Annotated in this window: 21 protein-coding genes and 3 rRNA genes; 15 read left to right on the top strand and 9 right to left on the bottom strand. The window is 64.8% G+C overall.

Features of this window, described 5'->3' with window-relative positions:
- Positions 1 to 95 precede the first annotated feature (95 nt).
- The 4 genes from RVF83_RS11925 to RVF83_RS11910 all read left to right on the top strand — a co-directional run bounded on the left by RVF83_RS11925 (position 96) and on the right by RVF83_RS11910 (position 4,550).
- Positions 96 to 767: a TetR/AcrR family transcriptional regulator gene (locus RVF83_RS11925; protein ID WP_174351915.1), complete on the top strand. Its 672-nt coding sequence runs from the start codon at positions 96 to 98 to the stop codon at positions 765 to 767.
- Positions 751 to 2,043: an alanine racemase gene (locus tag RVF83_RS11920; protein WP_005200924.1), complete on the top strand. Its 1,293-nt coding sequence runs from the start codon at positions 751 to 753 to the stop codon at positions 2,041 to 2,043. The genes RVF83_RS11925 and RVF83_RS11920 overlap by 17 nt, the downstream gene beginning before the upstream one ends.
- A complete protein-coding gene (locus RVF83_RS11915) occupies positions 2,031 to 3,362 on the top strand; it encodes a D-arabinono-1,4-lactone oxidase (protein ID WP_039881191.1) in 1,332 nt (443 codons plus the stop codon). Before RVF83_RS11920 ends, RVF83_RS11915 begins: the two co-directional genes overlap by 13 nt.
- A 78-nt stretch (positions 3,363 to 3,440) precedes the next feature.
- Positions 3,441 to 4,550 carry an XdhC family protein gene (locus RVF83_RS11910; protein ID WP_005200927.1) on the top strand — a complete coding sequence of 370 codons (1,110 nt, stop codon included), beginning with the start codon at positions 3,441 to 3,443 and terminating at the stop codon, positions 4,548 to 4,550.
- A gap of 17 nt (positions 4,551 to 4,567) precedes the next feature.
- Here RVF83_RS11910 and RVF83_RS11905 read toward each other — a convergent pair whose 3' ends face one another.
- On the bottom strand, positions 4,568 to 5,299 hold the full coding sequence (locus RVF83_RS11905) for an enoyl-CoA hydratase (RefSeq protein WP_005200929.1): 732 nt from the start codon (positions 5,297 to 5,299) through the stop codon (positions 4,568 to 4,570).
- A gap of 54 nt (positions 5,300 to 5,353) precedes the next feature.
- On the opposite strand from RVF83_RS11905, the gene RVF83_RS11900 reads away from it, so the two are divergent.
- The 5 genes from RVF83_RS11900 (at position 5,354) to RVF83_RS11880 (ending at position 9,659) form a co-directional block, all read left to right on the top strand.
- Entirely contained in the window at positions 5,354 to 6,529 is a 1,176-nt protein-coding gene (locus RVF83_RS11900; RefSeq protein WP_005200930.1) for an NAD(P)-binding domain-containing protein, read from the top strand.
- 79 nt (positions 6,530 to 6,608) lie between these two features.
- Positions 6,609 to 6,923, top strand: coding sequence for a helix-turn-helix transcriptional regulator (locus RVF83_RS11895; RefSeq protein ID WP_039881202.1), 315 nt, complete (start codon positions 6,609 to 6,611; stop codon positions 6,921 to 6,923).
- Positions 6,920 to 7,540 carry a hypothetical protein gene (locus RVF83_RS11890; RefSeq protein ID WP_005200934.1) on the top strand — a complete coding sequence of 207 codons (621 nt, stop codon included), beginning with the start codon at positions 6,920 to 6,922 and terminating at the stop codon, positions 7,538 to 7,540. The genes RVF83_RS11895 and RVF83_RS11890 overlap by 4 nt, the downstream gene beginning before the upstream one ends.
- Positions 7,537 to 8,433: an ABC transporter ATP-binding protein gene (locus tag RVF83_RS11885; protein ID WP_005200935.1), complete on the top strand. Its 897-nt coding sequence runs from the start codon at positions 7,537 to 7,539 to the stop codon at positions 8,431 to 8,433. The genes RVF83_RS11890 and RVF83_RS11885 overlap by 4 nt, the downstream gene beginning before the upstream one ends.
- Complete coding sequence (locus tag RVF83_RS11880; RefSeq protein WP_005200936.1) at positions 8,430 to 9,659, top strand: ABC transporter permease; 1,230 nt, start codon at positions 8,430 to 8,432, stop codon at positions 9,657 to 9,659. Before RVF83_RS11885 ends, RVF83_RS11880 begins: the two co-directional genes overlap by 4 nt.
- Before the next feature lie 114 nt (positions 9,660 to 9,773).
- On the opposite strand, the gene rrf is transcribed toward RVF83_RS11880, so the two are convergent.
- The 7 genes from rrf to RVF83_RS11845 form a co-directional block, all read right to left on the bottom strand.
- Positions 9,774 to 9,890: ribosomal RNA gene (gene rrf / locus RVF83_RS11875) — 5S ribosomal RNA — on the bottom strand.
- Positions 9,891 to 10,003: 113 nt separating this feature from the next.
- Positions 10,004 to 13,132 (bottom strand): 23S ribosomal RNA (locus RVF83_RS11870).
- A gap of 475 nt (positions 13,133 to 13,607) precedes the next feature.
- A 16S ribosomal RNA gene (locus RVF83_RS11865) occupies positions 13,608 to 15,128 on the bottom strand.
- The 16S, 23S and 5S rRNA genes sit together here, the layout of an rRNA operon.
- Positions 15,129 to 15,691: 563 nt before the next feature.
- The gene (locus RVF83_RS11860) at positions 15,692 to 16,978 is read right to left on the bottom strand and encodes a cryptochrome/photolyase family protein (protein ID WP_168432646.1); all 1,287 of its coding nucleotides are present in this window, start codon (positions 16,976 to 16,978) and stop codon (positions 15,692 to 15,694) included.
- 14 nt (positions 16,979 to 16,992) lie between these two features.
- Positions 16,993 to 17,361: an FKBP-type peptidyl-prolyl cis-trans isomerase gene (locus RVF83_RS11855; RefSeq protein WP_005198205.1), complete on the bottom strand. Its 369-nt coding sequence runs from the start codon at positions 17,359 to 17,361 to the stop codon at positions 16,993 to 16,995.
- Between the two features lie 73 nt (positions 17,362 to 17,434).
- Positions 17,435 to 18,757: a citrate synthase gene (locus RVF83_RS11850; protein WP_005198206.1), complete on the bottom strand. Its 1,323-nt coding sequence runs from the start codon at positions 18,755 to 18,757 to the stop codon at positions 17,435 to 17,437.
- Between the two features lie 61 nt (positions 18,758 to 18,818).
- Complete coding sequence (locus RVF83_RS11845) at positions 18,819 to 19,757, bottom strand: carbohydrate kinase family protein (RefSeq protein WP_005198207.1); 939 nt, start codon at positions 19,755 to 19,757, stop codon at positions 18,819 to 18,821.
- Between the two features lie 58 nt (positions 19,758 to 19,815).
- Between RVF83_RS11845 and RVF83_RS11840 the strand changes: the two genes are divergently transcribed.
- The 6 genes from RVF83_RS11840 to RVF83_RS11815 all read left to right on the top strand — a co-directional run bounded on the left by RVF83_RS11840 (position 19,816) and on the right by RVF83_RS11815 (position 23,546).
- A complete protein-coding gene (locus RVF83_RS11840; RefSeq protein ID WP_005198208.1) occupies positions 19,816 to 20,484 on the top strand; it encodes a 5-oxoprolinase subunit B family protein in 669 nt (222 codons plus the stop codon).
- Complete coding sequence (locus RVF83_RS11835; RefSeq protein ID WP_005198209.1) at positions 20,481 to 21,353, top strand: biotin-dependent carboxyltransferase family protein; 873 nt, start codon at positions 20,481 to 20,483, stop codon at positions 21,351 to 21,353. Before RVF83_RS11840 ends, RVF83_RS11835 begins: the two co-directional genes overlap by 4 nt.
- Positions 21,354 to 21,435: 82 nt before the next feature.
- On the top strand, positions 21,436 to 21,831 hold the full coding sequence (locus RVF83_RS11830; RefSeq protein ID WP_005198210.1) for a phage holin family protein: 396 nt from the start codon (positions 21,436 to 21,438) through the stop codon (positions 21,829 to 21,831).
- Positions 21,832 to 22,089, top strand: coding sequence for a DUF3618 domain-containing protein (locus tag RVF83_RS11825; protein WP_005198212.1), 258 nt, complete (start codon positions 21,832 to 21,834; stop codon positions 22,087 to 22,089).
- Positions 22,090 to 22,112: 23 nt separating this feature from the next.
- Positions 22,113 to 22,382, top strand: a complete 270-nt coding sequence (locus tag RVF83_RS11820; protein WP_005198213.1) for a DUF4235 domain-containing protein — start codon at positions 22,113 to 22,115, stop codon at positions 22,380 to 22,382.
- A gap of 42 nt (positions 22,383 to 22,424) precedes the next feature.
- Positions 22,425 to 23,546, top strand: a complete 1,122-nt coding sequence (locus RVF83_RS11815) for an oxygenase MpaB family protein (protein ID WP_005198215.1) — start codon at positions 22,425 to 22,427, stop codon at positions 23,544 to 23,546.
- A 120-nt stretch (positions 23,547 to 23,666) separates the two neighbouring features.
- Here the strand turns inward: RVF83_RS11815 and RVF83_RS11810 are convergent, their stop codons facing one another.
- Positions 23,667 to 24,737 (bottom strand): isopenicillin N synthase family dioxygenase, encoded by a 1,071-nt coding sequence (locus tag RVF83_RS11810; protein WP_005198216.1) that lies wholly within the window; start codon positions 24,735 to 24,737, stop codon positions 23,667 to 23,669.
- Positions 24,738 to 24,778 lie beyond the last annotated feature (41 nt).

Genomic DNA, 24,778 nt, shown 5'->3' with positions numbered 1-24,778 from the left:
GTGAGGATCGACAAACATCCGGACGTTTCAGGCGGTGAACCGCGCAAACGCGATCATCGGCACTGATAAGCTGCGGCGAACATTGTCCACCGCACATGCGAAGTCGCATGCTGGCCAAGGGGTTGACCGTCGTGCCACGGATGTCCGTCGAGCAGCGTCGAAGCGCTCTCATCGAATCGGCCTATCGGGTGATCGCCGATCACGGTGTCGAGGGTGCCACCACCCGCCGGATCTGTGCTCACGCCGGAATGCCGCTGGCGAGTTTTCACTACGCCTTCGAGAGCCGGACTGCGCTCCTGTGCGCGGTGATGGAGCAGGCCGTCCCCGTGGACATCGAGCGCGTGCTGCACATGGTGCTCCCGGCAGCCGAGTACGGGGACACCGAAGCCGAGGCCTTCACCCTCGACGTGCTCCGGGACAACATGGAACGGCAGTTCCACAGGTTCCACGACCTGCTCAAGGCCGACCCGGGCCGAATGCAGGCAGGAATCGCGCTGGGCATGTACGCGCACAATCACCCGGAGCTGCAGCAGGTCGGTCATGCCATGTACGACGAGCTGTACCGGATCGCCACCGCCGGGTTGCAGATCGTCGCCGACCACGCCCCGGTGTCCTTCACCCGCCCCGTCGAAGAACTCGGCCCGTTCGTCATCGCCGCCACCAACGCGATCACGCTGACCCATCTGAGCACCGGTGACGACAAGGTGATCAACTCGATCATCACGGCGGTCGCCGACCAGCTCATCACCTATGTCAGGCTCGACTGAACGTCCTGCCCGTGGACCGTCCGTCGACGGGTTCGACGACGGTCTGTGGGTGACCGACCCCGAGCAGTACTGGGCGTCGATCGATCACGCGGTCACCGGGGCGGGACTCGACGCGCCGGTCCTGGCACTCGATCGGGCGGCGCTCGAGCACAATGCCGCGGACCTGCTACGACGCTCCGCGGGTGTCCCGATCCGGATCGCGAGCAAATCCCTCCGGGTGCGGTCGGTGATCACCGACCTCGCCGGTCGCCGCGGCTTCCACGGCGTGCTCGCCTACGACCTCGCCGAAGCCCACTGGCTGGCGACGACGTCGGACATCGACGACATCCTCATCGGTTACCCGAGTGTGCGTCGAGAGGCGCTCGCGGCCTTCGTGGACGACGAGGTGGCCACGAGCCGCGTGAGCCTGCTCGTCGACTCGGTCGAACAGCTCGACCTCATCGACGCCGTCGCCCCACCGACGTCCCGACGACCGGTTCGCGTGACCATCGACCTCGACGCCTCGTACCGTCTCCTCGGCGGTCGCGTACACATCGGGGTCCGGCGTTCGCCGGTGCATTCCCGCCGCGACGTACTCGAACTCGCCCGGACGATCGTCGCGCGGAACGGTTTCGACCTGGTCGGGGTGATGTCGTACGAGGCGCAGGTCGCCGGCGTCGCCGACGCGGTACCCGGGAAGGCAGTCGTCAACCGGGCGATCGGGATCATGCAGCGCCGGTCGATGGCGGAGCTGCGTCGCCGGCGCGGGAAGATCATCGGCGAGCTGCGGCAGATCGCCGACCTGGAGTTCGTGAACGGCGGCGGCACCGGGTCGCTGGAGGAGACGGCGCGCGACCGGTCCGTCACCGACATCGCCGCGGGCAGCGGCCTTTTCGGCGGCCACCTGTTCGACGGCTACGCCCGGTTCCGGCCGGCGCCCGCACTGTCGTTCGGACTCGACGTCGTCCGGCGTCCCGCCCACGGCATCGTCACCTGCGCCGGCGGCGGCTGGATCGCCTCCGGACCGCCGGCACCCGATCGTCTCCCGAAACCGGTGTGGCCGAGCGGACTCGAGTTCGTGGGCACCGAGGCCGCCGGCGAGGTGCAGACCCCGCTCCGCGGGAAGGCAGCGCCGGGCATCGCGATCGGCGATCGAGTATGGTTCCGGCACACCAAATCCGGCGAGGTCTGCGAACGAGCCCGGCACGTCGCGATCATCGACCGCGACGACGCTGGTCTCGCGGTGGTCAGTGAGGTCGTGCCGACCTACCGAGGCGAAGGGAAATGCTTTCTGTGAGCGGGACGTCGACTGCCGCCGGGCACAGCTGGCACAACTGGGGTGGCACCGCGTCGTGCACACCGAGCCGCGTGCTGCGTCCGACGAGTGTGGGCGCGATCGCCGACATCGTCCGGGAGACGGCCGAGCGGGGCGGCACGATCAAGACCGTCGGTGCGGGACACAGCTTCTCCCCCATCGCCGTCGCCGACGACGTCCAGCTCGAACTGTCCGGCCTGCGCGGCCTGGCCGGCGCCGACGGACGCCGGGTCACGCTGCACGCGGGGACCCACCTGCACGAGATCCCAGCACTGCTGGCGCCGCGGGGTCTCGCGATGGCCAACCTCGGCGACGTCGACCGGCAGACCATCGCGGGCGCGACCTCCACCGGAACCCACGGCACCGGACTGGCGTTCGGCGGCATCAGCACGCAGATCGCGGCCGTCACACTCGTGAACGGCAGGGGCGAGATCGTCACGATCGGCCCCGACGACCCCGAACTACAGGCCGCCGCACTGGGTCTCGGCGCGCTCGGGGTGCTCGTCGAGATCACACTCGACTGCGTCGACAACTTCCGGCTGCACGCCGTCGAGGGTCCGGCCACCGCCGACGATGCGATCGCCGGCTTCCTCGACCGTGTCGCCTCGTCCGACCACCACGAGTTCTACATCTTCCCGCACACCAATTGCGCGCTCGTGAAGACCAACACGCGGCTCGGAACGGATGCACCGATCACCGGGCCCTCCCGGTTCCGCCGATACGTCGACGACGAACTGTTGAGCAACAAGGTCTTCCGGGTGCTGTGCGAGGTCGGCGTCCGCGCACCCCGACTCGTTCCCGCCATCAACGCGGTGGCCGGCCGCAGCCTGTCGTCCCGCGAACTCACCGACACGTCGACCAAGATCTTCGTCTCCGACCGTGATGTGCGCTTCCGCGAGATGGAGTACGCGATCCCCCTCGAGGACGTCCCGGCGGCGCTGCGCGAGATCCGCGCGTTGCTGGACCGCCGCGAGTACCGCGTCAGCTTCCCGATCGAGGTACGAGCCGCCGCGGCCGACGACCTGATGCTCTCCACCGCCACCGGCCGCCGGAGCGGTTACATCGCCGTCCACCGCTACCACCGGGACGACCCGGCCGACTCCGCCGCGTACTTCGCCGCCGTCGAATCGATTCTCACCGGCTTCGGCGGACGCCCCCACTGGGGCAAGATGCACACCCGCGACGCCGAGTACCTGCGCAGCGTCTACCCGCGCTTCGACGAGTTCCGTGCGGTGCGCGACCGGTTCGACCCGTCGCGCGTGTTCGCGAACGACTACCTGCGGCGGGTGCTGGGCGACTAGCAGGCACCCCCGCACAGCTGTCGACGCCTCCACCGGCCCGTCTGGCCCGGCCGGGCGCCATCTGGTCAACTGGAATGCATGCGCGACATCCTGCCCGACCTGCTCGCCGTCCTCGACGGAGCCGACGCGCGTCCCGTGGCGCTGTGTCGGGTCATCTCGACGTCGGGGTCGGCACCGCGCGAGGTCGGGGCGTCGATGGTCGTCACGCACGACGACACCGTCATCGGCTCGGTCTCCGGCGGGTGCGTCGAATCAGCCCTGGTCCACACCGCGCAGCAGGTGCTCGAGGACGGGCTGGCGGTCGTCGAGCAGTTCGGCATCGAGGACCCTCGTGATCCCGCGCCCGGCCTCACCTGCGGTGGCCAGATCGACGTCGTCGTCGAACGGATCGAACCGACGCCGGAACGGCTGGCCCAGCTGCGACGCCTCGCCGACGCACTCGCGGCCGATGAACCGATCTCGGTCGCCACGACGCTGAACGCCCACCCGGACTGGTATGTCGCCACCGAGACCTCCCGTCCGCAGTGGCGGCGCCTCGACCACGACGTCGCCGACATGCTCGACACCGGTCGCACGGGCGTCATCGGCGTCGACGACTGCGAGGCCACCGATCCCACTGCGCCGACCGAGGACCGGCCACGCACCTTCGTGCAGACCTTCGCCCCGCCGGCACGTCTGATCCTGGTGGGCGCCAACGACTTCGTGCGCGCTCTCAGTTCACTGGGTTCGACGCTCGGGATGCGCGTCACCGTCGTCGACGCGCGACCCGTGTTCGCGACGCCGGAGCGCTTCCCCGACGCCGACGAGGTGATCGTCGGCTGGCCCGATCGCTATCTCGCCGAACAGATCCGGGACCGGCAGATCCGCTCGACCACAGCGCTGTGCGTGATGACCCACGACACCAAGTTCGACGTGCCGACGCTCCGCACCGCCCTGCAATCTCCGACCTTCGGATTCATCGGCGCGCTGGGTTCACGCCGGACCGCGGCGGACCGCGATCTTCGTCTCCGCGCGGAGGGCGTCGACGAGTCCCAGCTGTCGCGTCTGCGTTCGCCGCTGGGACTCGATCTCGGCGGTCACACCCCGGCCGAGGTGGCCGTTGCGATCGCGGCGCAGCTCATCGCGGAACGTCATGGCGCACAGGCCGGCCCGCTACACCAGGGCACCGGGCCGATCCACCGGCGCTGAACCGTTCGGGCGCGGGTTCAGCGCCCGGCGAACTTCGGCGGCCGCTTCTCGGTGCGCGCGGCACGACCCTCGGCCATGTCGTCGCTCTGCCAGGCGCGCATCATCGCGGCGACCCGGTCCTCGGGTGCGGTGTCGCGGGCGCCGTCGCCGTTGAGGACCAGCTTGTAGTGCTGCAGGGTGAGTGGCGCGAGGTCGGCGATGGTGGCCGCCCAGTGCTGGGCGTCGGCGAGATCGCCGATGCGGTTGGCGAAACCGAGAGTGTGGGCACGGTCGGCGTTCAGCGGGTCGCAGCCGATGAGCATGCCGCGCGCCTGCCCGGCACCGACCAGCGAGACGAGCCGACGAATGGTCCATTCATCCACGGCGACACCGAGTTTGGCGGCCGGAATGGCGGCGATCGCATCGGGTGCCATCACGCGGAGGTCGGCGGCCATGGCCAGCTGGAGTCCACCGCCGATCGCGGAACCGTTGAGCGCCGCGATGACGGGGACCGGCGTCGACTCGATGCGGTGCAGCGTCGACACCAGCTTGTCGAGGAAGCCCGGGTCGTAGACCGGCCCGGACAGGTCGGCACCCGCGCTGAACACCGGACCGCGTCCGGTCACCACGATGGCCCGCGCACCGGCCTCGGTCGCGGCATCGAAGGCGTCGGCCAGCCCGCCCAGCATCTCCTCGTTGAGAGCGTTGCGCTTGTCGACCCGATCGAGCTCGATGGTGACAACGGCGCCGTCGGTGGTGGAGTGGATCATGGGGGCCAAGCCTACCGATGACACTGTCGAGCCGAGTCGTGACAGGGTGGTGAGGTGCCGAACACCACGCCGAGCAGCACCGCACCGAGCCGCGACCTCCAGAACGACGCGCCCGGCTCGGACACGGTCGACGTCGACGCCCACTCGGACGTCCTGATCATCGGCGGTGGGCAGGCGGCACTGTCATCGGCCTACTTCCTGCACCGCTTCGGCCTCGGTGACCGCTACCAGATGCTCGACCATGCGCCCGGTCCCGGCGGCGCCTGGCAGTTCCGCTGGCCGACGCTGACCCTCGCCACCGCCAACCGGGTGCACGACCTGCCCGGGTGGGGCATCGTCGAAGCGCTCGGCCTCGACTGCGATCAGCTGCCCGCCGCCACCGCGGTCCCCGAGTACTTCGGGCGCTACGAGGAGAAGTTCGGCCTGAATGTCCGTCGGCCGGTGCACGTTCGGTCGGTCCGACGGAACGGCGAGGGGTTCCGCGTCGAGCTGGCCGATGGCCGCAGCCTGACCACGAATGTCATCATCAACGCCACCGGCACGTGGGACCGGCCGTTCATCCCGCACCTCCCTGGCGCCGCCGACTTCCGAGGGCGCCAACTGCATACCCACGATTACCGGTCACCGGCGGAGTTCGCCGGTAAGCGAGTCCTCGTCGTGGGCGCCGGGATCTCGGCGATCCAGCTGCTCATCGAGATCGCCCGCGAGGCGCCCGACGTCGAGACGTTCTGGTGCTCACGACGCGAACCCGTCTTCAACACCGAACCGTTCACGCCCGAGCAGGGACGAGAGGCCGTCGCACGCGTCGAGCGCCGTGTCCGCGCGGGACTGCCCCCGACGTCCGTTGTCTCGGTGACCGGCCTCGCCCTGACACCCGCGATCGCCGCCGCCCAACGTGACGGCATCCTGTCGTGGCGCCCGATGTTCACCCGCATCACCGAGACCGGCGTCTGCTGGGACTGCGGCCCCGCGGGCGGCGACCACCTCGACTTGGACGTCATCTTCTGGAACACCGGCTTTCGCAGTTCCCTCGACCATCTGGCGCCGCTTCGGCTGCGCGCGCCGGGCGGCGGGATCACGATGACCGGCCGTCTCGCAACGGTCGTCGAGGCCGATCCGCGGATCCAGCTGATCGGATACGGCCCGTCGGCGTCGACGATCGGAGCCAACCGAGCCGGCCGCGAGGCCGCGAGAGTGGCCGCTGACCTGCTCGGGGTCGCGTCCCACTGACTCGCCACCACCTCGACGACGTGGACGTCGGCTTAACCAGGGATTGACAGATTGTTGTGTTTTCCCAACACTTGGTGTGGTGAGTCCAATACGCCGTGGGGAAAAGCTTCCCATCTACAACCGCATCGGCGTCCTGCGTGCGGAACGGCAGATGTCGCGGGCCGAGCTCGCGACACTCGTCGGCATCAACGTGCAGTCCGTCGGTGCTCTCGAACGGGGCGACAACTACCCCAGCCTCGACCTGGCGTTCCGCATCTGCGATGTCTTCGACCTTCCTGTCGAAGCCGTGTTCAGCCGAACCCCGTTCGGTGCCATGTCGGCCGAGCTCTACCGGCGCGATACGCGTCCGACCTCGGCCAACTCACCCACCAACGACACCGGAGGTGATCGATGAACGACCCGAACTCGGCGTTCCCCGAGGCGGCGAAACCCGAGATCTGGCGCCGTTACGAGAACTGGCGGGGGCGTCGGCACGAGGAGTTCAACGCCAAACACGCCCACCGCCTGACCACCTGGCGGAACCAGCGCGCCTACCGGCGGCTGGTGATCGCGCTGCTGTGCGCATTGGTCTTCATCGTCGCCAGCTCCTACCTGGCCTTCCGCTCGACGGGGTGGTTCCTGCTGCCGTTCGGCATCGGCCTGGTGTCGGTCATCACCATCCAGACCGCACTGCGGATCGTGACCGGTTCCATCGCCGACGCGCCGGTGTCCGCACTCGACGAGATCCAGCTGGCCCAACGCAATTCGGCGCGGTCCTTCGGCTTCTTCGTGCTCTACGCGGTGATGTTCATCCCGTACTTCGTCCTCGTCGGTATCAGCATGCGCGACGAGGTCCCCGGCCAATGGGTTTACGGAAGCGCCATCCTCCTGATCTCCCTGGTCCTCACCGCGATCTGCGTGCCCAACATGCTGATCGCCTGGTGGATGGCCGATCCCGACCCGGAAGACCTGGTCGAACCCCGACAGACACCCTCCGACACCGCCATCGGCGGAAAGGAAATCGACTCATGAACGCACCACTCATCGTCGACGGCCTGCACAAGCGCTACGGGGACCTGGTCGCACTGCGCGACATGACCTTTCACGTCGAACCCGGCGAGATCTTCGGTTTCGTGGGCAGCAACGGCGCCGGCAAGTCGACCACCATGCGCATCATCCTGGGAGTCCTCTCCGCCGACGCCGGCGAGGTCCGCCTCGGCGATCGTCCCATCGATCTCGACCTCCGTCGTCACATCGGTTACATGCCCGAAGAACGCGGCCTGTACCCGAAGATGAAGGTCGGCGAGCAACTCACCTTCCTCGCGAAACTCCACGGCATGAACACTGCCGAGGCCGAGGAGTCGGTACGACGCTGGACCGATCGCCTCGGCGTCGGCACCCGTTACGACGACAACGTGGCCGACCTCAGCCTCGGCAACCAGCAGCGCGTCCAGCTCGCCGCCGCTCTCGTCCATGACCCCGACGTCCTGGTGCTCGACGAGCCGTTCTCCGGGCTCGACCCGGTCGCGGTCGATGTCATGAGCGACGTACTCAAAGAGAAGGCCGCCGAGGGTATCCCGGTCATCTTCTCCTCACACCAGCTCGATCTCGTGCAACGACTGTGCGACCGCGTCGGCATCGTCGTACGCGGCGAGATGCGTGCCCTGGGCACCGTCGACGCGCTGCGTTCCCACGACGGCATCACCCTCGAGGTCACCGGCCCACGCGCCGATGTCGCGTGGGCCGACGCCATTCCCGGCGTCCGGGAGGCCGCCTACGGAGAGACCACCCGGCTTCTCGTCGACCCGGACGTGGTCGACGACCAGCAGATCCTGGCGGCGGCACTAGACCACGGTCCGGTCCACCGCTTCACGACGTCCACCCCGTCCCTCACCGACATGTTCCGAGAGGTCGTTTCGGCATGACCGCACTGCATGACATCCCCACCACGACACCGCGCCCCTCCTCCAGGGCCTCGGCCGCTCAGGCCATCCGGCTCGTCGCCGAACGTGAGATCACCACCCGGGCCAAGACGAGGTCGTTCGTCGTCAGCACGGCCGTGCTGATGGTCGTGATCGTCGTCGGCGCGATACTCATCAACCTGTTCGCCGGCGGCGAGGACGTCGAGAAGGTCGCCGTCGTCGGACAACCGGCAGCGATCACCGAGTCGATCGTCGCGGTCGGCGACTCGGCCGGCACCTCCATCGCCACCGAACCCGTGGACACCGTCGAGCAGGCCCGCACCAAGGTCGCCGACGGTGATGTCGCGGCGGCACTCGTGCCGGGTAAGACCGCCGGGTCCTACGTGATCCTGAGCAAGGACGGCGCCGACCCGGCGGTCGAAGGCCCCATCCGGACCGCGGTCTCGCAGGCAGGGCTCACCGACGCACTCGCGGCTCGCGGAGTAGACGCGGCGTCGCTTCCCGCGGTGGACATCTCCGTGACGCAGCTCGACCCCGCGCGGCCAGATGAGGGAGAACGTCTGGTGATCGCCCTGGTCGGCGTCATCCTGCTGATCACGGCGATCATGATGGGCGGCACGATGGTGGCCGTCGGCGTCGTCGAGGAGAAGACCTCGCGGGTCGTCGAGCTGCTGCTGGCGACGATCAAGCCGCTGCACCTGCTGTGGGGCAAGATCATCGGTATCGGTGCGGTGGCCCTCACACAGGTCGTGTTGCTCGGTGCAACGGCACTCATCGCCGGAACTGCCACCGGAATCCTCACGCTGCCCGGCGCTGCCGTCGGCATGTTCGCGGCCGTCATCGCCTGGTTCGTGCTCGGGTTCCTGTTCTTCGCGTCCCTCTACGCCGCGACCGGCGCGATCGTCTCCCGCCAGGAAGAGCTGAGCTCGGCATCCTTCCCGTTGACGGTTCTCGCCATGGCCGTGATGTACGCCGGCATCTTCGGTGTGCAATCGCTCGATTCGACACTGATCAAGACCCTCAGTTGGATTCCCCCGTTCAGCGCAGCACTGATGCCGATGCGGATCGCCAGCGGCGATACCAACACTCTCCAGATCGTGCTCACGTTCTTGTTCATGGCGGCTGCGTGCGCACTCGCCACCTGGGTCGCGGCACGGATCTACCAGCGCTCGATCCTTCGTACCGGTTCCCGCCTCAGTTGGGGTGAGGTGCTCAAGCTCGCTCGCTGACAGAGACGGCGAATGCCCCGCGACCGGATGGTCGTGGGGCATTCTCATGTGTGGGTGGAAATGCATTGTGGCCCTACACGAATGATGTCGTGTAGGGCCACAATGGGATGTTGTGTTCGGCGGTGTCCTACTCTCCCACACTGATTAAGGTGCAGTACCATTGGCGCTGGAGGGCTTAGCTTCCGGGTTCGGAATGGGGCCGGGCGTTTCCCCTCCGCTATGGCCGCCGTAACTCTATGAAACAACCACAAACCGGTCATTTGTTTGTTTGTGTGTTGTCTCAGAAGATGCATAGTGGATGCGAACACACCAAAAAGACTTGTTTTGGTGATGTTGTGGGTGTTGTTGGTAAGTCCTCGGCCGATTAGTACCAGTCACCTGAACACATTGCTGTGCGTACAGTTCTGGCCTATCAACCCCATGGTCTGTAGGGGGCCTTAACCCCGCAAGGGGGTGAGAAACCTCATCTTGGAACAGGCTTCCCGCTTAGATGCTTTCAGCGGTTATCCCTTCCGAACGTAGCTAACCAGCGGTGCCCCTGGCGGGACAACTGGCACACCAGAGGTTCGTCCGTCCCGGTCCTCTCGTACTAGGGACAGGTTTCCTCAAGTTTCTTACGCGCGCGGCGGATAGAGACCGAACTGTCTCACGACGTTCTAAACCCAGCTCGCGTGCCGCTTTAATGGGCGAACAGCCCAACCCTTGGGACCTACTCCAGCCCCAGGATGCGACGAGCCGACATCGAGGTGCCAAACCATCCCGTCGATATGGACTCTTGGGGAAGATCAGCCTGTTATCCCCGGGGTACCTTTTATCCGTTGAGCGACACCGCTTCCACTTGCCGGTGCCGGATCACTAGTCCCGACTTTCGTCCCTGCTCGACATGTACGTCTCACAGTCAAGCTCCCTTGTGCACTTACACTCAACACCTGATTGCCAACCAGGCTGAGGGAACCTTTGGGCGCCTCCGTTACTTTTTGGGAGGCAACCGCCCCAGTTAAACTACCCACCAGGCACTGTCCCTGAACCCGATCAGGGTCCGAGGTTAGAAGTCCAATACGATCAGAGTGGTATTTCAACAACGACTCCATGAACACTGGCGTGCCCACTTCACAGTCTCCCACCTATCCTACACAAACCGAACCGAACACCAATACCAAGCTATAGTGAAGGTCCCGGGGTCTTTTCGTCCTGCCGCGCGTAACGAGCATCTTTACTCGTACTGCAATTTCGCCGAGTCTGTGGTTGAGACAGCAGAGAAGTCGTTACGCCATTCGTGCAGGTCGGAACTTACCCGACAAGGAATTTCGCTACCTTAGGATGGTTATAGTTACCACCGCCGTTTACTGGGGCTTAAATTCTCAGCTTCACCACCGAAGTGATTAACCGGTCCTCTTAACCTTCCAGCACCGGGCAGGCGTCAGTCCGTATACATCGTCTTACGACTTCGCACGGACCTGTGTTTTTAGTAAACAGTCGCTTCTCTCTGGTCTCTGCGACCCACACCAGCTCAAGGAGTAAATCCCGTCACCAGGATGGGTCCCCCTTCTCCCGAAGTTACGGGGGCATTTTGCCGAGTTCCTTAACCACAGTTCTCTCGATCGCCTTAGTATTCTCTACCTGACCACCTGTGTTGGTTTGGGGTACGGGCCGTGTACCAACTCACTAGAGGCTTTTCTCGGCAGCATAGGATCATGGAATTCACCGCAACGGCTACGCATCACCTCTCAGGCTGCATGTGTGTTCCGGATTTGCCTAGAACACGCCCTACAGGCTTACACCAGTACAACCACTGACTGGCCCCACTACCTTCCTGCGTCACCCCATCGCTTGCCTACTACCAGCCAAGGTCCCATGCATCACCCCACCCGGCACCCGAAGGTGCTCCTGGGGGATCTGGATGGTTAGTACAACTGATTCAGCATGGGCGCGGATACACGGGTACGGGAATATCAACCCGTTGTCCATCGACTACGCCTGTCGGCCTCGCCTTAGGTCCCGACTCACCCTGGGCGGATTAGCCTGGCCCAGGAACCCTTGGTCATTCGGCGGAAGAGTTTCTCACTCTTCTTTCGCTACTCATGCCTGCATTCTCACTCCCACACCCTCCACCACTAGATCACTCTGTGGCTTCCACGGATGCAGGACGCTCCCCTACCCACCCACACACCTGGTTGACACTCCGTAGAACGTCAACGGGCTAACGTGTGAGTGCCGCGGCTTCGGCGGTGTACTTGAGCCCCGCTACATTGTCGGCGCAGGATCACTTGACCAGTGAGCTATTACGCACTCTTTCAAGGGTGGCTGCTTCTAAGCCAACCTCCTGGTTGTCTTCGCGACCCCACATCCTTTTCCACTTAGTACACGCTTAGGGGCCTTAGCCGGCGATCTGGGCTGTTTCCCTCTCGACTACGAACCTTATCGCCCGCAGTCTCACTGCCACACTCTCACTTACCGGCATTCGGAGTTTGGCTGACGTCAGTAACCCTGTGGGGCCCATCGGCCATCCAGTAGCTCTACCTCCGGTAAGAAACATGTGACGCTGCACCTAAATGCATTTCGGGGAGAACCAGCTATCACGGAGTTTGATTGGCCTTTCACCCCTACCCACAGCTCATCCCCTCCATTTTCAACTGAAGTGGGTTCGGGCCTCCACGACGTCTTACCGTCGCTTCACCCTGGCCATGGGTAGATCACTCCGCTTCGGGTCTAGACCCGGCGACTCTTTCGCCCTATTCAGACTCGCTTTCGCTACGGCTACCCCACACGGGTTAACCTCGCCACCGAGCACTAACTCGCAGGCTCATTCTTCAAAAGGCACGCCATCACCCACCCCGAAGGCGCAGGCTCTGACGGATTGTAAGCGTCCGGTTTCAGGTACTATTTCACTCCCCTCCCGGGGTACTTTTCACCTTTCCCTCACGGTACTTGTCCGCTATCGGTCACCAGGAAGTATTCAGGCTTACCGGGTGGTCCCGGCAGATTCACAGCAGATTCCACGAGCCCGCTGCTACTTGGGCACCCATCACGCAAGACCATGTGTTTTCAGCTACCGGACTCTCACCGTCTACGGCAGACCATTCCAGGCCACTTCACCTAACACACGATTTTCTCACTCACGCTTCCACAGGTAGATGGAAGAAGATGAACCCCACAACACCACACACACAACCCCTACCCGGTATCACATGCGCATGGTTTAGCCTCATCCGCTTTCGCTCGCCACTACTCACGGAATCACTTTTGTTTTCTCTTCCTATGGGTACTGAGATGTTTCACTTCCCCACGTTCCCTCCACACCCCCTATACATTCAGAGGTGGGTAACACGACATCACTCGTGCTGGGTTTCCCCATTCGGACACCCTCGGATCACAGCTCGTTTGACAACTCCCCGAGGACTATCGCGGCCTACCACGTCCTTCATCGGCTCCTGGTACCAAGGCATCCACCGAACGCCCTTACACACTTACAACAACACCTACAAACCACCCCCACCCCACACAACCCAAAAAGCTGCGCTTCCAGCGGGGATCGAATGTAGACATCACAAAACAATTTTCTGCTAAATCACAGACCAAGCACTCCCACCCCAAAGGGTCGAAGCAATTGATTTGAAATAAAGATGCTCGCATCCACTATGCACTTCTCAAACAACACACACCATGAGATCGTTGGCATCTCCGCACCCCATCACAGGACACCTCAACAACACCGCCAACCACACAGCTAGGTCAGAGCAAACACACACACCCGAAGGCATGCCGCGTGTTCTCTCAGAACCCCGATAGTGTGACGTGAACCCGCCGGCCTCACAGCCAAACGGTAACCCGACCTCGACATCATCTGACATCGCGATCATGCGGGTTTGTCTGATGTTTCACCCTCGAACACACACCCACCGCACGGACATACGCCGGCAGAAATGGGTGATGTTGTGTGCTCCTTAGAAAGGAGGTGATCCAGCCGCACCTTCCGGTACGGCTACCTTGTTACGACTTCGTCCCAATCGCCGATCCCACCTTCGACAGCTCCCTCCACAAGGGTTAGGCCACCGGCTTCGGGTGTTACCGACTTTCATGACGTGACGGGCGGTGTGTACAAGGCCCGGGAACGTATTCACCGCAGCGTTGCTGATCTGCGATTACTAGCGACTCCGACTTCATGGGGTCGAGTTGCAGACCCCAATCCGAACTGAGACTGGCTTTAAGGGATTCGCTCCACCTCACGGTATCGCAGCCCTCTGTACCAGCCATTGTAGCATGTGTGAAGCCCTGGACATAAGGGGCATGATGACTTGACGTCATCCCCACCTTCCTCCGAGTTGACCCCGGCAGTCTCCTGCAAGTCCCCGGCATAACCCGCTGGCAATACAGGACAAGGGTTGCGCTCGTTGCGGGACTTAACCCAACATCTCACGACACGAGCTGACGACAGCCATGCACCACCTGTACACCAACCACAAGGGAACATGTATCTCTACATGCGTCTGGTGTATGTCAAACCCAGGTAAGGTTCTTCGCGTTGCATCGAATTAATCCACATGCTCCGCCGCTTGTGCGGGCCCCCGTCAATTCCTTTGAGTTTTAGCCTTGCGGCCGTACTCCCCAGGCGGGGTACTTAATGCGTTAGCTACGGCACGGAACTCGTGAAATGAGCCCCACACCTAGTACCCACCGTTTACGGCGTGGACTACCAGGGTATCTAATCCTGTTCGCTACCCACGCTTTCGCTCCTCAGCGTCAGTTACTACCCAGAGACCCGCCTTCGCCACCGGTGTTCCTCCTGATATCTGCGCATTTCACCGCTACACCAGGAATTCCAGTCTCCCCTGTAGTACTCAAGTCTGCCCGTATCGCCTGCACGCCTACAATTGAGTTGCAGAATTTCACAGACGACGCGACAAACCGCCTACGAGCTCTTTACGCCCAGTAATTCCGGACAACGCTCGCACCCTACGTATTACCGCGGCTGCTGGCACGTAGTTGGCCGGTGCTTCTTCTCCAGGTACCGTCACTCACGCTTCGTCCCTGGTGAAAGAGGTTTACAACCCGAAGGCCGTCATCCCTCACGCGGCGTCGCTGCATCAGGCTTGCGCCCATTGTGCAATATTCCCCACTGCTGCCTCCCGTAGGAGTCTGGGCCGTGTCTCAGTCCCAGTGTGGCCGATCACCCTCTCAGGTCGGCTACCCGTCGTCGCCTTGGTAGGCCATTACCCCACCAACAAGCTGATAGGCCGCGGGCCCATCCTGAACCGCAAAAGCTTTCCACCAAACACCATGCGATGTAAGGTCATATCCGGTATTAGACCCAGTTTCCCAGGCTTATCCCAGAGTCCAGGGCAGATCACCCACGTGTTACTCACCCGTTCGCCACTCGAGTACCCAGCAAGCTGGGCCTTTCCGTTCGACTTGCATGTGTTAAGCACGCCGCCAGCGTTCGTCCTGAGCCAGGATCAAACTCTCCATGAAAAAATAGTGAAACAAAAACCAGCACCCACAAGCGCCAGCGTTTCAACACAATCAGGAAAGCAAACCTGACCAATCCAAAACTAGCAAATGTGACACCCCAGACGGGGCCGAGCGCCACACAAAAAAACAAACATCCACATCAATAAAGATGCTCGATGCCACAAAATGGCATCAGACAATTCATCATCACACTATCGAGTTCTCAAAGAACACACACCCACCAGCTACACACCCCCACAAGGGCTCTCACCAGCAGACCAGGTTCAGACTATCCGCGTCACACCCGTCTCCGGGGCAACTCTTCCAGCCTACCAGACCCCCACCACGACCCGCAAACCCGAAGTTCGCGACCCACAACAGAGACCCAGCCACCCCAAACCGCATCCAAGACACAAGGACTCGAACCACAAATTCAGGGGCGGTCAGCAACAAACCCGATCTCCACTCCCCATCCCCAGACCCTCTCAGGCCGGCCGGGGCGGCGCCGTGGCGCGCTGACTCGACATAAGTTACGCAGACTTTACCCTCAACACAAATCGGCTGGTCAGAGGCTTTCTGCGGGGCTAGATCGCACCGAACCGTCGAAGCGCTTCCTCGCGTTCGGCTTTGTGGTCCACGATGGGTTCCGGGTAGTCGTCGGCGTCGACGTCGCCTACCCAGCGTCGGACGTACTCCCCCTTGGGATCGAACTTCTTGGCCTGCGCTTCCGGGTTGAACACCCGGAAGTACGGCGCCGCATCGGTTCCGGTGCCGGCCGCCCACTGCCACCCATGGTTGTTCGACGCCATGTCGCCGTCGACGAGTTGGTCGAGGAACCACTCCGCACCCCACCACCACGGCAGGTGGAGGTCCTTCACCAGAAACGACGCGGTGACCATGCGGACCCGGTTGTGCATCCAACCCGTCTCGGCGAGCTGCCGCATCCCGGCGTCGACGAGTGGGAACCCGGTGCGGCCGGACTTCCACGCCTCGAATCGCTCGTAGGCCGCGTCGTCGGTGTCCAGTTCGATGTCGTCGAACTGCCGATTCCAGTTGTGCCACAAGCTGTGTGGCCAGTGGAAGAGAACATCGGCGTAGAAGTCGCGGAAGGCGAGTTCACGTAGATATGCCTGCGGCCCATCGCCTTTGCCGAGATCGGCGGCGAGCGTGCGCGGGTGGATGTTGCCGTACTTCAGGTAGGCCGACATCCGGCTGGTGACGTCGGCGGCCGGGTCGTTGCGGCCGGTGTCGTAGTCGGCGAGATCGCCGTCGACGAATTCGGCCCACCGGGCCAGTGCGGCGTCCTCACCGGCGGGGAAAGACAGGGTCGTCGGCGCCGTCGGGATCTTGATCCGGCCGGACTTCTTCACGCCTGACGGGTCGAGGACTGCAGAACCCGGGATCGATGAATCGGCCGGCTTACGCCACCCGTGTTCACGCCACCGGCGGAAGTACGGGGTGAACACCTTGTACGGTTCGCCGTCGTCCTTGGCGATCCGACCGGGTGACACCAGGTACGGCGAGCCGGTGGCCTCCAACGGGATGTCGCCGAGCGCCTCGGCGACGGCCTCGTCACGGTGTCGGCCGAACGGGGTGAAGTCCCCGGAGATGTGGACGGCCTCGGCGTTCACGGCCTTCGCGAGCCGCGGGATCTCCTCGTCGGGGCGGCCCCGCACGACGAGCAACTTCCCGTCGAGCTTGGCGTCTACGTCGCGGAGCGAATCGAAGAGGAAAGCGAGTCGCCGCTCCCCCGATGACTTCTCGAGCCGAGGATCCACCACAAAGCACAGAAGGACCGACGAATCGTCGGCCCCTCTGGCTGTAGCTAGTGCTGGCAGGTCGCTCAGACGCAGGTCACGTCTGAGCCACACCAGGTTGGTGGACGTCAGCCCACTCCGAGCAGATCGATGACGAACACGAGGGTCCGTCCCGAGAGGCGGTGTCCCGCGCCCGCCGGTCCGTAGGCCAGCTCCGGCGGGACGGTCAGCTGGCGACGGCCGCCGACCTTCATGCCGGGGATGCCTTCCTGCCAGCCCGGGATCAGCCGGTCCAGCGGGAAGTTGGCCGACTGGCCGCGATCCCACGAGGAGTCGAACTCTTCGCCGGTCTCGTAGTCGACACCCACGTAATGGACGTCGACGACGCCCCCGCGGACGGCCTCGGCACCGTCGCCGACGATGAGGTCGGTGATGGTGAGGTCGGCCGGCGGAGGACCCGCCTGGAACTCGACTTCGGGCTTCTCAGTGCTGGTCACAGGACTCTCCTTTGAGTCGGGCGGTCAGTCGTAGTCCCAGGTGGTCGGCGACCCGACCTGGCGGGGCGATCGCTCAGCGATCACCCATCTGCACGTAGTCACGCTCGGTGTAACCGGTGTAGAGCTGACGCGGACGGCCGATCTTGGTGGTCGGGTCCTCGTGCATCTCACGCCAGTGGGCGATCCAGCCCGGCAGGCGACCCAGCGCGAACAGCACGGTGAACATCCGCGTCGGGAAACCCATCGCACGGTAGATGACGCCCGTGTAGAAGTCCACGTTCGGGTACAGCTTGCGCTCGATGAAGTAGTCGTCGGACAGGGCGACCTCTTCGAGGCCCTTCGCGATGTCGAGGAGCTCGTCCTCGACGCCGAGGGTCTGGAGGATCGAGTCGGCGGTCTTCTTCACGATCGCAGCGCGCGGATCGTAGTTCTTGTAGACGCGGTGACCGAAGCCCATCAGCTTGACGCCGGCTTCCTTGTTCTTCACCCGCTTCATGAAGTCCTTGGTGTCGCCACCCTCGGCGCGAATGGCGTCGAGCATCTCGAGCACCGCCTGGTTGGCGCCACCGTGCAGCGGGCCCCAGAGGGCGTTGATGCCGCCGGAGATCGAGGTGAAGAGGTTCGCCTGCGACGAGCCGACCAGACGGACCGTCGAGGTCGAGCAGTTCTGCTCGTGATCGGCATGCAGGATGAACAGCATGTCGAGGGCCTTGGCGACATCCGGGTTGACCTCGTAGGGCTCGGCCGGGAAGCCGAAGGTCATGCGCAGGAAGTTCTCGACGAGGCTCAGCGAGTTGTCCGGGTACAGGAAAGGCTGACCGGCCGACTTCTTGTAGGCATAGGCGGCGATGGTCGGCAGCTTCGCCAGGAGGCGGATCGTCGACAGCTCGACCTGCTCGTCGTCCTTGGGATCGAGCGAATCCTGGTAGTACGCCGACAGGGCGTTGACCGCGCTCGACAGCACGGGCATCGGGTGCGCGTTGCGGGGGAAGCCGTCGAAGAAGCGCTTGAGATCCTCGTGCAGCAGGGTGTGCCGCTGGATCTTGGTGGTGAAATCCTCGAGCTGCGACGGGGTCGGGAGCTCGCCGTAGATGAGCAGGTAGCTCACCTCGATGAAGGTCGACTTCTCCGCGAGCTGGTCGATCGGGATACCGCGGTACCGCAGGATGCCGGCGTCGCCGTCGATGTAGGTGATGGCCGACTTGGTCGACGCGGTGTTCACGAAACCACCGTCGAAGGTGGTCAGATTTGTCTCGGCAAGAAACTTGCCGAGTGCCACCGAGTCGGTGCCCTCGGTGGCCTTCAGGATCGGGAGCTCCAGCTGTCCACCGGGGTAGGTGAAGGTCGCTGAGGCCGTGTCGGACGCCTGGTCGGCTGGGACTGTTTCAGCAGACACACGAACCCCTTATTCAGATCAGAGTTTTTGACAGTGTCCGGGTAGGACACACAGGTACAAACTAGTCGCTTCTCAGCTCGCCTGCCCAAGGAGGGTCGGCGCCGGGCCTCGAGACGGTGACCGCAGCGACGTGAGCTGCGAATTCGGCGACCTCGCGCCACTGATCGGCCGTCAGTGAGCGAACGGAATCCGGTGCCAACGCGCCAAGTCGGTCGAGCTGGTGCACGATGCCTCCCAGGACGCTGTCGCCGGCCCCGATCGTGTCGACGACGTCGACGTTCCGGGCCGGAACGGCGACCTCGTCCTCCGCGGTGGTCACGGTGATCCCGGACGCCCCCGCGGTCGTGATCACCGCGGCGACACCGTCGGCGAGCCAGTCCTTCACAGCACTCCCGCGGGCGCCTTCGCCGAGCCATGCCGCGTCCTCGTCGGACAGCTTCACGACGTCAACGGACGACATCCAACTGCGGAAACGGCTCCGGTAGGCGTCGGCATCGGGGATGACGACCGAGCGAATGTTCGGGTCCAGCACGACGAGTCGGCGTTCGGCGTGGCAGCGCCGCATCAGGTCCTCGTAAACGGTCGCCCCCGGTTCGAGCACGAGCGACAGGGTTCCGAAGGTCACCGCTGCGACGGTCGGGGCCAGCGAACCCGGGTCGGTGACAGTACGATCCGCCGTGCCCTCGACGTAGAAGGAATACTGTGCGGAACCGTCGTCGCCGATCGTGGCCAGGGCCAAGGACGTGGGTTCGTCGCGGCGCTGCAACATCGCCGTCCCCACCCCGGCACCCTGCAGTGCGCCGACGATCGCCTGTCCGTAGTTGTCGGTCGACACCGCCGACAGCAATGACACGGCACTCCCCAAGCGTCCCAAGGTGATCGCGACGTTGAAGGGCCCGCCACCCAGCGCCGGCTGCAACGACGCCAGCGCTGCGCCGGATGCCCGCTTCTCCTGCACCACGTCGACCAGCGCCTCGCCGCAGACGACGATCTCTCTCATGGGACCCCTCTTCTCCGTGTGACACAGTCTGCCATTCCCCCGGCGGTAGATTCTGTACATGCGTGAGTTGCCGGCGGGCCCCGATGCGGTCGTGCTCGACTTCTCGGCCGACGAGTCCCCGTCGGCCGCAGTGCTCGACGCGACGATTGCCCTGCGGGATGCGGTGGACCGGGGAGAGCTGCCGGAGGTCACCGACCTGGTGCCGAGTGCGCACACGCTGCTGGTGCAGGCACGGCCGGGCCGTGGCGTCGACGAACTGGGCGTGCGGCGGGCGTTGCGGCGTCGACGCTCCGGCATCGATCGCGGTGCCGGGTCGGCCGACGAGATCGTGATCCCCGTTCGTTACGACGGCGAGGACCTCGCGGATGTCGCTGAGGCGCTGGACATCTCGACTGACGAGGTGATCGGCCTGCACTGCAGCACGCGCTGGCGGGTGCAGTTCATGGGCTTCGCCCCCGGGTTCGGATACCTGGTCGCCGACGAGCCGACACCACACCCGTTCGACGCGGTGGCCCGGCGCGCCGAGGCACGTACGCGGGTTCCGGAAGGTGCGGTGGCGATCGCCGCCGGTTACAGCGCCGTCTACCCGAAGGCGAGCCCTGGTGGGTGGCAGTTGTTGGGCCGCACCGATGTTCGCCTGTGGGACGAGACGGCCGACCCGCCCGCACTGTTCGCGACCGGGCGGATCGTGCGGTTCGTCGACGCCGGAACGGGCAACCGCGGATGACCGCGATCACCGTGCTCGCGACCGGCCCCCTCGCAACCTTCCAGGATCTCGGGCGTCCCGGCTACGCGCATCTCGGCGTACCCGCGTCCGGCGGTGCGGATCGCGGCTCGCTGACCTTGGCCAATCGTCTTGTGGGCAACGACGAATCGGCGGCCACGATCGAGACGACTCTCGGCGGCCTGCGTATCCGCGCGGAAGGCGATGTGCTGGCCGTGGTGACCGGAGCCGACACCGCGGTGCGCCGCAACGGAGTTCCCGTCGGACTCGCCGCGGCCGTCGTACTGCGCGAGGGCGACGAACTGGCCGTCGACCCACCGGCGTGGGGACTGCGCAACTATCTCGCGGTCCGCGGCGGGTTCGACGTCGAGCCGGTCCTGGGGTCTCGGTCGACCGACACCCTGTCGGGGCTGGGGCCGCCGGCTCTGACCGCGAATGTGACCGTGAAGGTGGGCGTCGCCGCCCGTGAGTGGCCGCCCGTCACGGCGGCACCGGCGAACACCGCGCATCCGCGGGTCGTCGTGCTCGAGGTGGACGAGGGACCCCGCGCCGACTTGCTGGCCGCTCCGGCGGATCTGGGCGCGGGGACGTGGGTCGTCGGGGCCGACAGCAACCGCGTCGGCGTGCGCATCGACCGCGCCGAAGGATCGGCGCACCCCCTGCTGACGCATCGGGAGGGCGCCGGCGAGCTGCGTTCGGAGGGCGTCGCACACGGGGCGGTGCAGGTACCGCCGAGCGGACGACCGGTGCTGTTCCTCGCCGATCATCCCGTCACCGGCGGATATCCCGTCGTGGCCGTTCTGACCGACGCCGCGGTCGATCTCGCGGCTCAGCTGGTCCCCGGCTGGGAGGTTCGCTTCCGGAGGCGGTGAGGTCCGGGCTCCCGTCCGGGCTCACGTTTGGGACCGCGGACCACCGGGAACGCGGTGGACGTCCCCGAATGGAGGTACCAACGTGAGCGATCCGTCTGTGAACGACCTGTCGACCGTGCAACTGGTCGAACGCCTGCAGAGTCAGACGACAACCCTGGTCAAGACCGAGCTGCAGAATGCGGTGGCGGAGATGAAGGGCAAGGGCACCCGCATCGGAGTCGGGGCGGGGATTTCCGGCGCGGGGAGCCTGCTGATGCTCTTCGGCCTCGGAACGTTGATCGCGGCCGCCGTCCTGGGCTTGGCGAACGCGGTTCCCGCGTGGCTGGCCGCGGTGATCGTCGGCGTGGCGTTGCTGGTGATCGGCGGAGCGGCCGCGGCCATCGGCGCCAAGCGCGCGAAATCAGCTGTTCCGCCCGCCCCCGAGCACACCGTCGAGAGCGTCCAGCGCGACGTAGCAACCGTGAAGGAGCACCTGTAGATGAGTGACACGCAACCCGACCGGAATCCGGCCGGCGACCCGCCGCCGATCGAACAGCAGCGCGAGGAACTCGCCGAGACGGTCGACGCGCTGGCGGCCAAGCTCGACGTCCCGGCGCGCGTGAACACGGCTGCTTCGGAGACCGCCCACACCGCGAAGGTGAAGGCCGAAGAGAACCGGACGGCGCTGATCGGCGTCGCGGTGGCCGCGGTACTGGCCATCGGCACCGTCATCATCGTCAGACGCCGTCGCGGCTGACCCCGATCCACGAGGAGTACGACATGAGTGCCGTGTCCAAGACGTTCTACAAACCGCTTTCCCTCGCGACAAGCGTGCTCGGCGGAATCGCCGCCGGCGCCGTCTTCGGTCAGATCTGGAAGCGGATCTCCGACGACGACGAAGCCCCCGACCCGAAGGACCTCGACCGCAGCAACACCGAGGTGTTGGCTGCCGCTGCACTGCAGGGACTCGTCTTCGGACTGGTCCGTGCGGCCGTCGACCGTGCCGGAGCGCGCGGATACAAGGCGGTCACGCACGAGAATCCCGACTAGGCCGGTTGACACCCACCTGAGACGAACCTAGAGTTCTGTCTCATGACCGAGGTACTGAACGACGCGCAGAACACCTGTCCCGTTCACACCGCAGAGAACGCTCCCGCCGCGGCCCCATGCGCGGCCGGGCAGTCCTCCGGTGCTCAGTTCTCGGAAGAGGGTTACGAACTCAACGCCTCCGGGGTCAAGGCCGCCCACGAGTACGAACCACTCGGTCCGGATTCGCTGACGTGGCAGATCTGGGGCACCTGGACCGGCATGTTCCAGGGCCTGTGGGCCGGATCGATCCAGAACATGCACCCCAAGCTGGGTGCGGCCGTCTGGGACCACTCCGACTTCTTCGGGGAACGCTGGCAGCGCCTCATGCGGTCGCTCTACCCGATCAGCGGCGTCGTCTTCGACTCCGTCATCCCCGGCGCCGAGACCGGCCTCGAGGTGCGCGATTACCACAAGACGGTCAAGGGCACGATGGAGGACGGATCGCGTTACCACGCACTCGATCCCGACGTCTTCTACTGGGCGCATGCGACGTTCTGGTACGGCAACGTCCGTCTGTGCGAGCGATTCGGCCCGTTTCTCACCGAGGATCAGAAGCGTCAGCTGTTCGAGGAGTCCAAGGCCTGGTACGCCCAGTACGGTGTCTCGATGCGTCCCGTTCCGGAGACCTACGAGGATTTCCTCGAGTACTGGGACTACATGTGCCGCAATGTCCTTCGTGACCACGTGTCGGTACGCACGGTCCTCGACATCACCCAGTTGCCGCCGCCCCCGTTCCTGAGCTTCATCCCGAAGTCGATCTGGGACAAGTATCTCGTCCCGCAGAACCAGAAGATGTTCATGTGGCTGACGACCGGCTTCTACGACGAGCCGATCCGCGAGATCCTCGGCCTCGAATGGACCGATGCGGACGAGCGCCGATTCCGCCTGCTGGGCAAGGGCATCAACCTCGTCATGCACAAGATGCTGCCGAAGCGCTTCCTGCGTCATCCGCGTCCACGCGACGCCTGGGACCGCGTCAACGGCAGGGTCGCAAAGGACGCGCCGATCGTGCACACACCCAAGCGCAACCTGCCGCCGCTGGATCAGCGCGACAATCCGATGCACTACTGCCCGGTGACCGCCGCTCGTCGCGCCACATATCCGACGGTGTTGACCTCGGACTGAGGTCCCGGGCAGCCGGCCGGGCCGGTCGCGCTCATGATCTCCGTCGGCGCCCACTTCTTCTGCGTGAGCGAGAACGGATCGAGTGAGCGAGACTCATCGGGCGGTCCACTGTCGGGTGGTCTACTGTCCGGGGCTCCGACGCATCGCGTGGCGAACCCGTTCGGCCTCACGCTGGGCATAGGGGTTCGGCCGGCCGGCCCGTGATCCGGCGAGTTTCGCGCCGATGTGCTCCCCCACCGTGATCGGTGAATACCGGCTTCCCGCACCGACACACGACGGCAGGGTCGCGATCATCGCATCGATGTTGCCGTCGTGGAAGTACGCGGCGGAGCGTCGACGCTGGATCGCGCCGTCGACGATCGGCGGTTTCACCCGATGCAGCGTCGACATCCACCGCTCGTTGGTCCAGCGGGCCATCAGGTCACCGAGATTGATCAGCAGTGCACCGTCTTCGGGACTGACGTCGTGCCATTGCCCCTGACGGTCGAGGACCTGCAGACCCTTCACCTGATCCGCCCACAGGACGGTGACGATGCCGTAGTCGGTGTGCTCCCCCATCCCCGTCAACTCCCCGTCGAGATCGATCTCGCCGGGCGGGAGGGCGTAGTTGTTCATGCGCAGCACGTCGAGCGAGTGGTCGGTGAAACCCTCGAAGAAGTCGGCGGGGAGGTCGAGGGCGTCGGCGAAGATGCGGGTCAGGGTGTGCGCGACGCGTCGTGCCTCGACGAAGTACGCCGACACCGCCGCCTCGAAATGGTCGACGGCCGGCCACTCGTTCGCGGCGTAATGATCCTCGGGAAGGGCGAGGTCGGGGTATTCGCGCGCTTCGACGCCGACGTTGAACGCCTCGAAGAAATCGTTCATCCGGCCCGCCTGCTCGACGCCCAGCGACAACGACAACGACTCCGACTTCGGTGGCGCATAGCCACGATTGATCTCGGGTGGCGTCCGATACGCCTTCTTCACCTCGAGCGGAAGCGCGAAGAAATCGTCCATGACCGCGGTGAATTCCTCGATGACCGCCGGCGGGATCTCGTGGCCGACGATCTGCATGAACCCCACCGCACTGGCGGCGTCATCGACCTTGGCCGCGACGACGGCCCGGTCGGCGGGATCACCGTTGCGGATGTAGGGCGAGATGTCGATGATCGGCACTCCGAAACCCTCGGCGGCGGCGGTCATGGCGTCCATGGTGACACCGAAACGCCGAAACCGCTGGCCAGGCGGCGAAC

Source organism: Gordonia rubripertincta (assembly GCF_038024875.1).
Lineage (GTDB): Bacteria > Actinomycetota > Actinomycetes > Mycobacteriales > Mycobacteriaceae > Gordonia > Gordonia rubripertincta.
Note: the sequence above shows the minus strand (reverse complement) of the source record. Positions and strands in the feature narration are given on the sequence as shown.